We start from the raw sequence: 13,245 nt of genomic DNA on the forward strand, positions 1-13,245 counted from the left end.
TTATTTTGAGTCTTTTTTAACATATCTATTTTAGCATAATTTATTTTTTTTTGGTACAATAAAGCAATTCTCCATCATTTAATATATAGTCTATTTCATCTAAATCAGCTAAATAGCTTATCATCGAAACTAAAGATGACTTAAAAAAATGATATTCTTTATAATTGCACTTTAAATTATTATCTATTATAATTTTTTTTAATAATTCTTCTAACGTTATTGGTACATTTAAATCTTCTCTTACTTTATTTAAGTACTTATCAATAGCATTTAAATGCATTTCTGTTATAAACTTAGAATCTTTTTTACTTATTACTTCTTTACTATGCCCTAAGACTAAATAATCAAAATCTATTTCTTTTAATTTCATTATTGAGTCTATTTCTTTCTTTATATCATACAAAAATAAGAAATCATACTTTTTAAGCATATCTAAGCCTATTAGAAGGTCTCCAGTAAATAAAACTTTATCTTTAGTTAATATTCCTATGCTTCCTTCAGTATGTCCCTTTAAATCTATTATTTCAAATTCTTCATTATTTAATAACAGACTTCCTTCTTTTGCTATTTTATCTACTTTTATTTCATCTAATGATTTATTTTTTAATTTATCCACAAAAAATCTATTATATTTACCACCCATTATATATTTGCCAAATAGATAAGGCTTTTCTATATATAATTTAGCTTCATCTGATGATAATATACAAATATCATTATAATACTCTTTAAATTGGTTACACGCTCCATAATGATCATCATGTTCATGTGTATTTATTATAAAATTTACCTTGATATTTTTTTCTTCTAACATATTTATAATTCTCTTAGGTCTTGAACCAGCTAACCCAGGATCTATTATCAAAGCTTTATTATCATCAAAAATATAAACACCAGTGTTAGTTCCACCCTTTATATAAAATGTGTTTCCTTTTATTTTTTTAAGCTCCATTTAATCACCTAATTATAATAGTATCTTTTTTAATCTTTTTAATGCTATCTCTCTTACCTCTTCATCTTTTGATAATCTTATTTTTATATTGTAAGCAGTATCATCTTTTAATAAAGCTTCTATAAAATATTCAACTATACCTCTATCTTTAAAATCTATATCTATAATACCTTTAGAATATAACTTAGAATCTAGTATCATTAGCTCATCTGCAAAACTTAATCTAGTCGATTTATCTAAATATCCATTTTGGGGTTTAAAATCCTCACAGTATTTTATTTTGTAATTAACAACTTTTTCACTTATATCAAATCCATACTTTGATTTCATAAGATCACTATATTCTCTATTCCTTTTAGTTATATTTGATAAATTTTTATTATAATCCTCTTTTTTCCAATGACCAAAAATTCTACAATTTAGTGGCCTCACTTCATATATTAAACATCTGTTATTTTCATCTTTAAATGGACACGCACTCTTTTTAGTAAATTCTAAAAAATAGTAGTCTATAATTTTACTTAAACTTGTCTTTCTTAATTCATCTTTGTCTAATAAGTAGCTATATATATTAATAAATTCAATTAAATTTATACCTACTGATTCCATACAACAATTACCACAGCCAGTACAATCTCCACTTGGTAGTGATTTGTAAGTATCATTTAACTTATCAAACAGCTCATTTTCCTTACAATAATTTATACAATTTAAAATATCATTTCTATTTATACTAGCCATTATTATTACTCCTTGTTATAATTATTAGGTTAATACAAAAACTTATTATATCACACTTTTTATTAGTGTGATACGAATTAGTTAAGTGAAGAAAAATATTTACTTAAGAAATAAATATTCAATTTAACATACAGGAGGTAATCATGACTAGATATACAAAAATAATAAACATGATGGATAGTTATTATACAAAGGATTATGAAAAACAAAAGAAAAATATAACTAAAGTTAGGGAAGTTAGAGAAGAAACAGTTAGAAAGTTCTTCTTACAAGGTGACTGTGAAGTTCTAGTTGTGCTAGAAGAAAGTGGTAGAGAAATTCTTATAGATGATTTTTCATCTGATGACGATATAAGAAAATACCTTGGACCTAAGTTTATAAACAAGAAGAGATAGATTTAAAAATATTTTATAAATTTATGTATAGATTAAAGTTATCTGTCCATAATAGTAATATAAAATTAAATATTTAACTCAATCTCCCCCAAATTAAGTCTTCGTTCCCCCAACGAAGGCTTTTTATTTTTCAAAACATTTTACAAATGTATAGTTAGCTATCATTCTATAATGTATAATATATAAAAAAACTTTCGGTAGAAGAGGTTGTAAAATGGTAACTTTCGGTAAATTAAACTTAGATACAGACTTTGAATACAGAGTCATAAGGGAAGAAGAAAATGATTTAGACTTATTTATAGACTTAAACTATCGCAGCTTAGATATTAAACTAGAAGACTCAAATTTCTTTAATTCAAGAGTACAGTTTCCATTTGTTAGGTCTATTATATTAAGATTAAACAAAGAGAGCGATATTATTACTATGCATTTAATGAGAGACATTGATTTATTCTCTGCTTTTGCCAATTTTGAAATTAATATCTCTAATTCTATAATAAGCATAAAAAATGAATATGAAAAAGTTGTTATGTACAAGTCTATAAAATAAAGAGGGAGCCTTAATAAGGCCCCTCTTTATTTTATATTTTAATGTTCAATATACTTTCTTAATTTTTGAACTATTTACTTAGTTTTCTTATCTCCATATATTGTCTTATATATTTCTACTAACTCTGATACTAATGGTTGTCTTGGGTTAGCTGGAGTACATTGGTCATCAAAAGCATCTAATGCTAACTTTTCTATAGCTCCCATATATATTTTTTCTTCTATACCACATTCTCTTATAGTCATTGGCATATTTAATTCTCTCATTAAGTTTCTTATAGCTTCTACTAAGCTCTTAACTCCTTCTTCTGTAGTGTTAGCTTTTAATCCTAACATCTTAGCTATCTCAGCATATTTCTTATCTGCTACAAAAGATTTGTATCTTGGGAATGCAGCAAACTTAGTTGGCATAGATGCATTGTACTCTATTACGTATGGTAATAATATAGCATTTGCTCTACCATGAGGTATATGGAATTCTGATCCTAACTTATGAGCTAATGAATGGTTAATTCCTAAGAATGCATTGGCAAATGCCATCCCTGCCATACAAGATGCATTGTGCATTTTTTCTCTAGCTTCTTTACCTTCTTGAGTATTTGCTCCTTTATATGATTTTGGTAGATATTCAAATACCATTTGTATAGCTTTCATAGCTAAAGCATCTGTATAATCAGTTGCCATTACAGAAACATAAGCTTCTATAGCATGAGTTAATACGTCTAATCCTGTATCTGCAGTAACAGCTGCTGGCACAGACATTACAAATGTAGGATCTATTATAGCTACATCTGGAGTTAACTCATAGTCAGCTAAAGGATATTTAATATTATTAACTTTATCAGTTATAACTGCGAAAGAAGTAACTTCTGAACCAGTTCCTGAAGTAGTTGGTATAGCCACCATCTTAGCTTGTCTTCCTAATTTAGGGAATTTATATATTCTCTTTCTTATATCCATAAACTTAAGTCTTAAATCTTCAAAGTCTGCTTCTGGATTTTCGTAGAATAACCACATACCTTTAGCAGCATCCATTGCAGATCCTCCACCTAAAGCTATTATAGTATCTGGCTTGAACTTTCTCATAGCATCAGCACCATTTAACACTGTATCAACAGATGGATCTGGCTCTACATCAGCAAATACTTCTATCATAACTGGGTTTCTTCTTTTTCTTAAATGATATTGTAATTTTTCAACATATCCTAATTGAACCATCATTCTATCAGTAACTATCATTACTCTCTCAACTTGTGGTAGTTTTTCTAAGTATTGTATAGATCCAACTTCATGATATATTCTTTCAGGTACTTTAAACCATTGCATATTTACTCTTCTCTTAGTAACTTTCTTAAGGTTTATTAAATTTACCGCTGATACATTATCTGTAGTTGAGTTATTACCCATAGATCCACATCCTAGTGTTAATGATGGTGTATTCACGTTATATACATCTCCTATTGCTCCGAAAGTAGATGGCGCATTTACTAATAATCTTCCTGTTCTTACTTTCTCGCTAAATTTTAGTATTATGTCATCATTTTCTGAATGTATAACCGCTGAGTGACCTAATCCACCAAATTCAGTCATTTCTACACATCTTTGTATTCCTTCTTCAGCATTTTTAACTTTTAAGCAAGCAAGTACAGGACTTAACTTTTCTTTTGATAATGGGTAATCCATACCTACACCTTCTATTTCAGCTACTAACATTTTAGCATCTTTAGGTACTTCAAATCCTGCCATTTGAGCTATCTTATAAGGACTTTGCCCAACTATATTAGGATTTAATGTTTTAGTTTCTGGATTTATAACTGTTTTTTCTAATAATTCTCTTTCTTTTTTGTTTACAAAGTAGCAATTGTATCCCTTCATTATATCTACTACTTCATTGTATATTGGCTCTTCTATTATAACTGCTTGCTCTGAAGCACATATCATTCCATTGTCAAATGTTTTTGATAATATTAAATCGTTAACGGCTTGTTTTATATCTGCTGATTTTTCTATAAAACAAGGTACGTTTCCTGCCCCAACCCCTAAGGCTGGTTTACCTGAAGAGTAAGCTGCCTTAACCATTCCAGGTCCACCAGTAGCTAATATTAATGCTACTTTGTTATTTTTCATTAAAGCACTTGATGCTTCTAATGATGGTTCTTCTATCCATTGTATACAATTTTCTGGAGCTCCAGCTTCTATAGCTGCATCTCTTAAAATTCTAGCAGCTTCTGCTGAACATTTTTGAGCTGATGGATGGAAGCTAAATATTATTGGATTTCTTCCTTTTATAGCTATTAATGATTTGAACATTGTTGTTGAAGTTGGATTAGTAACAGGTGTAACACCTGCTATAACTCCTATTGGTTCCGCAACCATCATGTAGTTTTCTTCATCATTTTCTTCTACTACACCAACAGTTTTTGTATATTTTATACTATTATAAACATATTCTGTAGCGAATATATTTTTAGTTACTTTATCTTCAAATATTCCTCTTTCAGTTTCTTCTACTGCCATTTGTGCAAGTTCTATATGCTTATCAAGACCAGCCTTAGCCATAGCTTTTACTATCTTGTCTACCGCTTCTTGGTCTAATTTTAACATTTCCTCTTTAGCCTTATTTCCTTTTGTTACTAAATCGTTTATCATACTTTCTACAGTTATTTCTTGCTTTTCTTTTACATTTTTAACTTTTTTTAAATCTTTAGTCATTATGCTTTCCTCCCAGGCAATTTATATAAAACTGTGTTAGTTATTTAACAAACTATCTATGTTTAGATAATACATCACATAGATAAAACTGTCAATATTTTTTGTTAAATTTTTATCTTATTTGTTTTATGAAATCGTTTTTATAATTTATTTTAATTTTCTACATCTTTATTTATAAGTTTAAATTTATTTTAAAATCTTACTTTAAGTATTTAAAATTCATTTAATTACAATAGTTAATTTTTAATCAAACTATTTATTTTTGCATTTTTACATTAGATCAAATATTATTATAGTAATTTTTAATTTACTTATTTTAATAATATTTCAATATACTATATATTTTCATAGTAATACACTATTTGTTATTGCTATTACTAAAATTGGCAATAATATAATATACTTTTTTAAATTTTTTATTTTTTGAACAATTTTTTTAGTTATTTTGATATAATATCTTTGTTATTAACAAATATATTTATAATGTATATTAAATTTTAGTACTATTAATTATAGATATAGTGTTTTATTCTCTTATATAGAGGTTTATTTTTTAAATTAATACATAATTTTGCGAAAGGAGTTTTTTGTATGACATTATTAGTTTTCGGGCATAAAAATCCAGATACAGATTCTATATGCTCTTCAATTTCGTTAGCTTACCTAAAAAATCAATTAGGTGAAGAAGCTACTGCTTATGCTTTAGGGGAGGTAAGAAAAGAAGCTCAATACGCTTTAAATCACTTCAATGTTGAAGCTCCTCAAATATTAAATATAGATGATTTAACTAATAAAAATGTAGTTTTAGTTGATCACAATGAATACGCTCAAAGTGCAGATGGCATAGAAAATGCTAATATAGTAGAAATAATTGACCACCATAAAATAGGTGGTATAACTACAGATGTACCTATATCATTTAGAGTAATGCCTGTTGGATGTACTTGTACTATAATTTACAACATGTTTAAAGAAAATAATGTTGAGGTTCCAAAACATATAGCTGGACTTTTATTATCTGCTATATTATCAGATACATTATTATTTAAATCTCCAACTACTACAGAAAAAGATAAGTTAGCTTGTGAGGAATTAAGTAAAATAGCTGATGTTGATATGGAAAGCTATGCTATGGATATGTTTAAAGCTGGTACTTCACTAGATGAATACAGCATAGAAGAAATAGTTAATATGGACTTTAAAGAATTTGATATGAGTGGAAAAAGAGTTGGTATAGGTCAAGTATTCACTTTAGATATAGATTCTATATTTGATAAAAAAGATGAATTTTTATCTTATATAAACTCTACTGATTACGATATGTTAGTTCTTGCTATAACTGACATAATAAAAGAAGGTTCTTACCTAATATACAAAGCTGAAGATAAAGTAATATCTGAAGCATTTAATGTTGAAGCTCATCAAGGAGTATTTGCTGAGGGTGTAGTTTCTAGAAAGAAACAATTAGTTCCAAATTTAACTTCTGCTATTAAGAATAATTTATAATAATAAATAAAAAGTATTTATAATGATTTTATAATCTTTTATAAATACTTTTTTGTTTACTATAATATATTTAATATATAGAAAAAGGAGCTATCTTTAATATAGATTAGCTCCTTTTTCATATGTTATAAATTTAAATCGTCTACTTATAAATAATGTAGATTAATAAAATGGTTTAATTTCTGTATTTTGTGTGTTTTGTGTGTTTCGGTTAGGATTAAACCTTATAATATTTTAAAATAATTTAGTTAGATTGTAAATAGTTATTTTTTACCTTTTAGAAACTAACTAGCATTTTTCAACATCTGAATAATCTTTTCCAAATGTCTCCACTGTTACAGACTTCATAATTTGAGGAGTCTTAGGCTTGTCAGCTCTATCTGTCGCAGTTGTAGCTATTTCATTAACAACGTCCATTCCTTCTATTACTCTACCAAATGCAGCATATTGTCCATCTAAATGTGGAGAATTTTTATGCATTATGAAAAATTGTGATCCAGCTGAGTTTGGAGCCATAGTTCTAGCCATAGATAATACTCCAGCTTCATGCTTTAAGTTATTAGTGAATCCATTTCCTCTGAATTCTCCCTTTATAGAATATCCTGGTCCACCCATTCCATTTCCATTAGGGCATCCACCTTGTATCATAAATCCTTCTATTACTCTGTGGAACCCTACTCCGTTGTAGAATCCTTGGTTTACTAGTGTTACAAAGTTTTTAACTGTGTTAGGAGCTATATTGGGATATAATTCAGCTACTATTTTCTTTCCATTTTCCATTTCTATAGTTACTATTGGGTTTTTAGTTTCCATTTTTTTAATTCCTTTCTTCTTATCTTTATGTATTTTCTATTTATTATTATATACTAACTTTGAAATAATTCTCTACATATTTGAATTATAAAGTAATTATTTTTGTATAAGTAAAATAAGCTACTATATAATAGTAGCTTATTTTTCTTCTCCATCTAATTGTGGAGTATCTTGATATTTTATATCTAATAACTCTAATATTTGCTTAGCTCTTTCTTTTGTAGAGCCTTTAACTTCTACAAAGTTTACATTCTCAGCTTTTAAGAAACTTAATATAGCTTCATCTATTTTAAGAGCGATTTCTTCATCTTGCCATCTTACACCATCTTGCACATATCCAAACTCTCGTGGCACATATATTATAGTGTCATAGTTTTGTATATCTTCTATTGCTAGACAGTATAAATCTTTAAGTATTTGTATTTCTTTTTTACTTCTTTCCTTATTTCCTAACATAAATCTTCCATATATGTAAGGTACGAAAGTAGCATAGTCTGTTAGAGCATAATCAAATGTTGATAACTCATCTTCTATTCTCTTTTGCCCTAAGTATATTCCGTATTGTTCAGATATAGTCTCTATCATACCCTTATCTTTTAAATAATCAGTTGAGTATTCTAAAGCATATCCTACATTTAATCCTGCTATTTTCATTTCAACGTATAGGTGTTGTATTAGTGTAGTTTTACCACATCTAGGCCCACCTAAAACTGCTATTCTCTTAGTTGCCATTATTTATATCAACTCCATAATTTATATTCTTTTTAAGGAACTTTTATATTATACTAATATTTAGCAGTTTATTCAATGTTTTTGATACAATTCTATATATTTACATAGAAATGTTCATATTTTAATATTTACTCTAAAAAGAACTATTTTATATGTGCATAGAAAAATTCTTTCCTATTTCATATCCTTCATTGTATATTTTTTTACAAAATTCTTTTTCAAATCTTAATGTAGCATTTTTTTCAAAAGGTTTTTTAGGCTTTATTATAAAAATATTGTCTTTACCAAATTTATCGCTTATTTCTGCAGGTAGTTCATATTCTGTATGTGTATCTATTATTATTATTTTATCTAAGTCTTGTTCTACTAATGGCTGTATTAATGTATTATTAACTAATCCTCCATCAAGATTAAATCCATCATATAGCCCTTCACTTACATCTTTCATAAACTGCTGTCCTAGCGGTAAAGTTGCTTTTGGGTTACATGGTAATAAAGAACTATACTTAATACTTTCTAAAGCTTTAGACTTATCTACATCTTTTATATTCATTACCTTTTCATTTAGATTTTTATTTTTTATTTCTATATAATTAACATAAAAGTCTATTTCCGCTTCTTTACTTACTTCTAAAGTTTTTAATCCTTCTATCACATAAGAATTATCCACAGTATTATCTATTATTTTGATATCGTTTGCAGGATCTATTTCTATATTTGTCCACATATCCTCTAACTTTTCAACATTTCCTGTGAATATATAATATCCATTAATTGCTCCTATAGATGTTCCCGATATTGCACTAAAATCTAACCCTCTGTCATAAAGAGCCTTTATAACTCCTGCTTGATAAGCTCCTTTAGCTCCTCCTCCAGAAAGGCATAATCCTATTTTCATCTGTCTCATCTCCTATTTATATTTCATAAAATTTATTAAATGTCTTATATATACTATAATGATCTTTTACACTTCCTAATTCTCTTATAGAGTGCATTGCAAGTATTGGTGAACCTACATCAACAGATGGTATATCTATATGTGTTGATGAAATTGGCCCTATAGTACTTCCTCCTCTTTCATCTGATCTATTTACAAATTCTTGATACTTAACGTTAGCTTCTTTGCATATAGCTTTGTATATAGATATTGAGCTGGCATCACTTGTATATGCTTGATTTGCATTTATCTTTATAACTGGTCCTTTACCCATTACTGGTTTGTTTGTTGGGTCATGCTTTTCTCCTAAGTTTGGATGCACTGCATGTGCTAAATCAGCTGATATAATAAATGAAGAATATAATGCTGTAAAGAATTCTTCTCTTGATTTACCTAAAGATATACATATTCTTTCTAGTATGTTTAATAACATATTAGAATCTGCACCTTGTTTAGTAGAACTTCCTACTTCTTCATTATCAAATACAGCTACTAAATTTACACCATTTTTACCATTAGCATTTATAAGTGCATGTAAACTAGCATGTGCCATTGATAAATTATCTAATCTGCTTGTTGATATAAACTCCTCATTAGGACCCATTAAAGAACCTTTTTCATATTCATATAAGAATAAATCAAAGTCTAATATTTCTTCCTTATTTATACCTAGTGACTTACTTATTTCATTTATTAAGAAGTTATCTTTTTCTAAACTTTCGTTTATAAGACCTACTAAAGGTAACATATCCTTTTGTTTATTTAGTGCATATCCATCATTTACTCCTCTATTTAAATGAATAGCTATATTTGGTATGATACATATTGGTTTATTTATATTTACCATTTTTTCTACTGGATTTAATATACTTTCTCCCTTTAATACAACCCTTCCAGCTATGGCTAAAGGTCTATCTAACCAAGTATTTAATATTGGTCCACCATAGCATTCAGTATTTAATTTTAAGTATGTACCTTCAGAACACATTTCAGCATTTGGCTTTATTCTAAATGTAGGTGAGTCAGTATGAGAACCTACTATTCTAAATCCTTCTTTTTCTATGTTATTAGAGTTAACCTCAAAGGCTATTATAGCAGAAGAATTCTTTGTTACATAATACTTCCCATTTACTTCTATGTTCCATATATCATCTAATTTTAATTCTTTAAAGTTATTATCCTCTAAAAGCTTTATAGATGTTTCTACTGCTTGAAATGATGTTGGACTTTTATAAATAAAATCTATTAAATCTTTAGCAAATCTCTTTTGTTCCATTTTGTAGCCTCCCTAGTAAATGTAAATTAATGTATTTCTACATTATAAATATATTATAATACTAATTTTCCCAATCTTAAACAGAGTATTTTAATCTTTAAAATAAAGATTTACTATATTTATATTTGTCATTAACTTAGTGAGTTCTAATGTGTTATATAGTTAACCTAAGCTTTTTAAATATATTATTTAAATAAAAATAAAGGATATATAAATATATCCTTTATTTTTTATTTACTATAATACATCTAATGTTGTGTATTCTTTATTTATTTTTTTAATTCCTTGTTCTTTAAATGCTATTGTAACATCAGAGCCCATCATACCAACAACAGTACCTTCTCCAAATTTTGGATGATGTACCTTTGCTCCTAGCTTTATATCATCTATATCAGTTTCTTTTTTAGTATCTTTTATAGTCGCATTTACTTTTTTAGCAACTGTGGACTTATTCATAGTGTTCATATATTTTTGTTTGTACTTATCTAATACATTATAATTAGCCTTTGAGTAAGTTAATTCTTTTTCTACTTTGTTAAGCTTCTCTATACATTGTTCTGGTAATTCTTCCATAAATCTAGATGCTATTGATGGATTAGTTTTTCCATATAAAGTTCTTCTTTGAGTTAATGTCATATAAAGAACTTCTTTTGCTCTTGTTATACCAACATAGCAAAGTCTTCTTTCTTCTTCTATATCTGACTCACTCATTGACCTTACAGCTCTAGATATTGGGAATAATCCCTCTTCCATACCAATTAAGAATACAACAGGGAATTCTAGCCCTTTTGATGTGTGTATAGTCATTAATGATACTTTTTCTATCTCTTCATCTTCACTAGATTCAGATGAAAGTGCAACACCTGTTAAGAATGTTTGTAAATCTTTTTCTTCGCTACTTTGCTCAAATTCTAATGCTATAGATATAAACTCTTTTAGATTATCAATTCTATCTTGAGCTTCTTCACTTTTGTCCTTAGATAGCTCATCTATATATCCTGTAGTCTCTAATACTTTCTCTATAAGCTTACTTACAGGATATACTTCTTTTATAGTTCTAAGTGTTCCTACTGTATCAACAAATCCATTTATACTATTTTTAGCTTTTGTTGATATATCTGAATTTGTATCTATATCTATTAGTACAGAGTACATACTCTCTTGCTTTAAACTAGCTCTATCTTCTATTTTTTCTATAGTTCTAAGACCTATACCTCTTCTAGGTACGTTTATTATCCTCTTTAAAGATATATCATCTTGAGGATTTTGTATAACCCTTAAATATGCTAGTAAATCTTTTATTTCTTTTCTTTCATAGAATTTTGTTCCACCATATATATTATATGGTATTTGGCTTCTATTAAGTGCATCTTCTACTGGACGAGCCTGAGCATTAGCTCTATAAAGTACAGCAAAGTCCTTATAAGTTCTACCTTGCTCTCTTGCTATTTTAGCTATCATATCTGCAACAAAATCAGATTCATTTATTTCATTTTCAGATAGTTGTATCTTTATTAGCTCTCCTTCTTTTTTCTCACTCCAAAGTTTCTTTCTTTTTCTTTCTATATTATTAGATATAACAGTATTTGCTGCATCTAGTATAACTTGAGTAGATCTATAGTTTTGTTCTAGCTTAACAACATGAACATCATCATAGTCTCTTTCAAACTCAAGTATATTTCTTATATCCGCACCTCTCCATCCATATATACTTTGGTCATCATCTCCAACAACACATATATTTTGATGTTCCTTTGCTAATAATTTTATTAGTTCATATTGAGCTTTACTTGTATCTTGATACTCATCTACCATTATATATTTAAATCTACTTCTATAAAATTCTAAAACTTCTTCTTCAGATTTTAAAAGTTCTACTGTTTTATATATTAAATCATCAAAATCTAAAGCACTATTTCTTTTTAAACGATCTTGATATAGTGCATATACATCTGCAATCTTACTCATTCTATTATCATGTCTATGCATATCTTTAAATTGTGATGGGCTATACAGCTTATCTTTTGCCCCTGATATTGTACTTATTATTACCTTAGGTTCAAATACTTTATCACTTAAATTTAACTCTTTTAAACAGTCCTTTACTAAGGTAACTTGGTCAGCACTATCATATATAACAAAACTTCTATTGTATCCGATTCTATTTATATCTTTTCTTAGTATACGCACACAGCAAGAGTGGAAAGTACTTATCCACATTTCCTTTGTATCTGTTCCTAAAGTTTCCTCTACTCTCTCTCTCATTTCATTAGCAGCTTTATTTGTAAATGTTATTGCTAATATATTTGGGGCTTGTACACCTTTATCTTCTATAAGATGTGCTATTCTCGTTGTTAAAACTCTAGTTTTCCCTGACCCAGCTCCAGCTAGTATAAGTACCGGTCCTTCTGTTTTTTCTACAGCTTCTCTCTGGGCAGGATTTAATGTATCTAAATTCATAATTTTCCTCCTGTCGCTATTCCTATAACTATATTTTAATCTATAATAAATATTTATTCAAACTTTAAATCAGTCCTATATTTTGATAATCTCCATAATCTAATTATTCTAAAATGGATATTATAAAAATATAATTTATTTATTAAATGAAATTATACTATACCATACTTTA

General features: G+C 27.7%; 11 protein-coding genes. 3 read left to right on the plus strand and 8 right to left on the minus strand.

Annotated features, from left to right (window positions below; genetic code table 11):
- Positions 1-40: 40 nt before the first annotated feature.
- On the minus strand, positions 41-952 hold the full coding sequence (locus FRIFI_RS12755) for an MBL fold metallo-hydrolase (protein ID WP_092923365.1): 912 nt from the start codon (positions 950-952) through the stop codon (positions 41-43).
- Positions 953-964: 12 nt separating this feature from the next.
- Positions 965-1,693 carry a YkgJ family cysteine cluster protein gene (locus FRIFI_RS12760; RefSeq protein ID WP_092923362.1) on the minus strand — a complete coding sequence of 243 codons (729 nt, stop codon included), beginning with the start codon at positions 1,691-1,693 and terminating at the stop codon, positions 965-967.
- A gap of 143 nt (positions 1,694-1,836) precedes the next feature.
- On the opposite strand from FRIFI_RS12760, the gene FRIFI_RS12765 reads away from it, so the two are divergent.
- Both FRIFI_RS12765 and FRIFI_RS12770 read left to right on the plus strand, forming a co-directional pair.
- Positions 1,837-2,088 carry a hypothetical protein gene (locus FRIFI_RS12765; RefSeq protein WP_092923359.1) on the plus strand — a complete coding sequence of 84 codons (252 nt, stop codon included), beginning with the start codon at positions 1,837-1,839 and terminating at the stop codon, positions 2,086-2,088.
- A 214-nt stretch (positions 2,089-2,302) separates the two neighbouring features.
- Positions 2,303-2,638, plus strand: coding sequence for a hypothetical protein (locus tag FRIFI_RS12770; RefSeq protein ID WP_092923356.1), 336 nt, complete (start codon positions 2,303-2,305; stop codon positions 2,636-2,638).
- Positions 2,639-2,712: 74 nt separating this feature from the next.
- Here the strand turns inward: FRIFI_RS12770 and adhE are convergent, their stop codons facing one another.
- The gene (gene adhE / locus FRIFI_RS12775; RefSeq protein WP_166506039.1) at positions 2,713-5,349 is read right to left on the minus strand and encodes a bifunctional acetaldehyde-CoA/alcohol dehydrogenase; all 2,637 of its coding nucleotides are present in this window, start codon (positions 5,347-5,349) and stop codon (positions 2,713-2,715) included.
- Positions 5,350-5,940: 591 nt separating this feature from the next.
- Between adhE and FRIFI_RS12780 the strand changes: the two genes are divergently transcribed.
- Positions 5,941-6,855 carry a manganese-dependent inorganic pyrophosphatase gene (locus tag FRIFI_RS12780; RefSeq protein ID WP_166506040.1) on the plus strand — a complete coding sequence of 305 codons (915 nt, stop codon included), beginning with the start codon at positions 5,941-5,943 and terminating at the stop codon, positions 6,853-6,855.
- Between the two features lie 288 nt (positions 6,856-7,143).
- Here FRIFI_RS12780 and FRIFI_RS12785 read toward each other — a convergent pair whose 3' ends face one another.
- The 5 genes from FRIFI_RS12785 to FRIFI_RS12805 form a co-directional block, all read right to left on the minus strand.
- On the minus strand, positions 7,144-7,668 hold the full coding sequence (locus tag FRIFI_RS12785; protein WP_092923347.1) for a peptidylprolyl isomerase: 525 nt from the start codon (positions 7,666-7,668) through the stop codon (positions 7,144-7,146).
- A gap of 138 nt (positions 7,669-7,806) precedes the next feature.
- On the minus strand, positions 7,807-8,400 hold the full coding sequence (locus FRIFI_RS12790; RefSeq protein WP_092923344.1) for an AAA family ATPase: 594 nt from the start codon (positions 8,398-8,400) through the stop codon (positions 7,807-7,809).
- 148 nt (positions 8,401-8,548) lie between these two features.
- Positions 8,549-9,298 (minus strand): patatin-like phospholipase family protein, encoded by a 750-nt coding sequence (locus tag FRIFI_RS12795; RefSeq protein ID WP_166506041.1) that lies wholly within the window; start codon positions 9,296-9,298, stop codon positions 8,549-8,551.
- Positions 9,299-9,314: 16 nt separating this feature from the next.
- On the minus strand, positions 9,315-10,613 hold the full coding sequence (locus tag FRIFI_RS12800; protein WP_166506042.1) for a M18 family aminopeptidase: 1,299 nt from the start codon (positions 10,611-10,613) through the stop codon (positions 9,315-9,317).
- Between the two features lie 237 nt (positions 10,614-10,850).
- A complete protein-coding gene (locus FRIFI_RS12805; protein WP_092923335.1) occupies positions 10,851-13,073 on the minus strand; it encodes an ATP-dependent helicase in 2,223 nt (740 codons plus the stop codon).
- Positions 13,074-13,245: the final 172 nt, after the last annotated feature.

The organism is Romboutsia hominis (assembly GCF_900002575.1).
Lineage (GTDB): Bacteria > Bacillota > Clostridia > Peptostreptococcales > Peptostreptococcaceae > Romboutsia_C > Romboutsia_C hominis.

Bases quoted from the DNA above. Each gene is read 5' to 3' on its own strand.
- FRIFI_RS12755 (WP_092923365.1), bottom strand. From the start codon at position 952: ATGGAGCTTAAAAAAATAAAAGGAAACACATTTTATATAAAGGGTGGA.
- FRIFI_RS12790 (WP_092923344.1), bottom strand. From the start codon at position 8,400: ATGGCAACTAAGAGAATAGCAGTTTTAGGTGGGCCTAGATGTGGTAAA.
- FRIFI_RS12800 (WP_166506042.1), bottom strand. From the start codon at position 10,613: ATGGAACAAAAGAGATTTGCTAAAGATTTAATAGATTTTATTTATAAA.
- FRIFI_RS12785 (WP_092923347.1), bottom strand. From the start codon at position 7,668: ATGGAAACTAAAAACCCAATAGTAACTATAGAAATGGAAAATGGAAAG.
- FRIFI_RS12770 (WP_092923356.1), top strand. From the start codon at position 2,303: ATGGTAACTTTCGGTAAATTAAACTTAGATACAGACTTTGAATACAGA.
- adhE (WP_166506039.1), bottom strand. From the start codon at position 5,349: ATGACTAAAGATTTAAAAAAAGTTAAAAATGTAAAAGAAAAGCAAGAA.
- FRIFI_RS12765 (WP_092923359.1), top strand. From the start codon at position 1,837: ATGACTAGATATACAAAAATAATAAACATGATGGATAGTTATTATACA.
- FRIFI_RS12805 (WP_092923335.1), bottom strand. From the start codon at position 13,073: ATGAATTTAGATACATTAAATCCTGCCCAGAGAGAAGCTGTAGAAAAA.
- FRIFI_RS12780 (WP_166506040.1), top strand. From the start codon at position 5,941: ATGACATTATTAGTTTTCGGGCATAAAAATCCAGATACAGATTCTATA.
- FRIFI_RS12795 (WP_166506041.1), bottom strand. From the start codon at position 9,298: ATGAAAATAGGATTATGCCTTTCTGGAGGAGGAGCTAAAGGAGCTTAT.
- FRIFI_RS12760 (WP_092923362.1), bottom strand. From the start codon at position 1,693: ATGGCTAGTATAAATAGAAATGATATTTTAAATTGTATAAATTATTGT.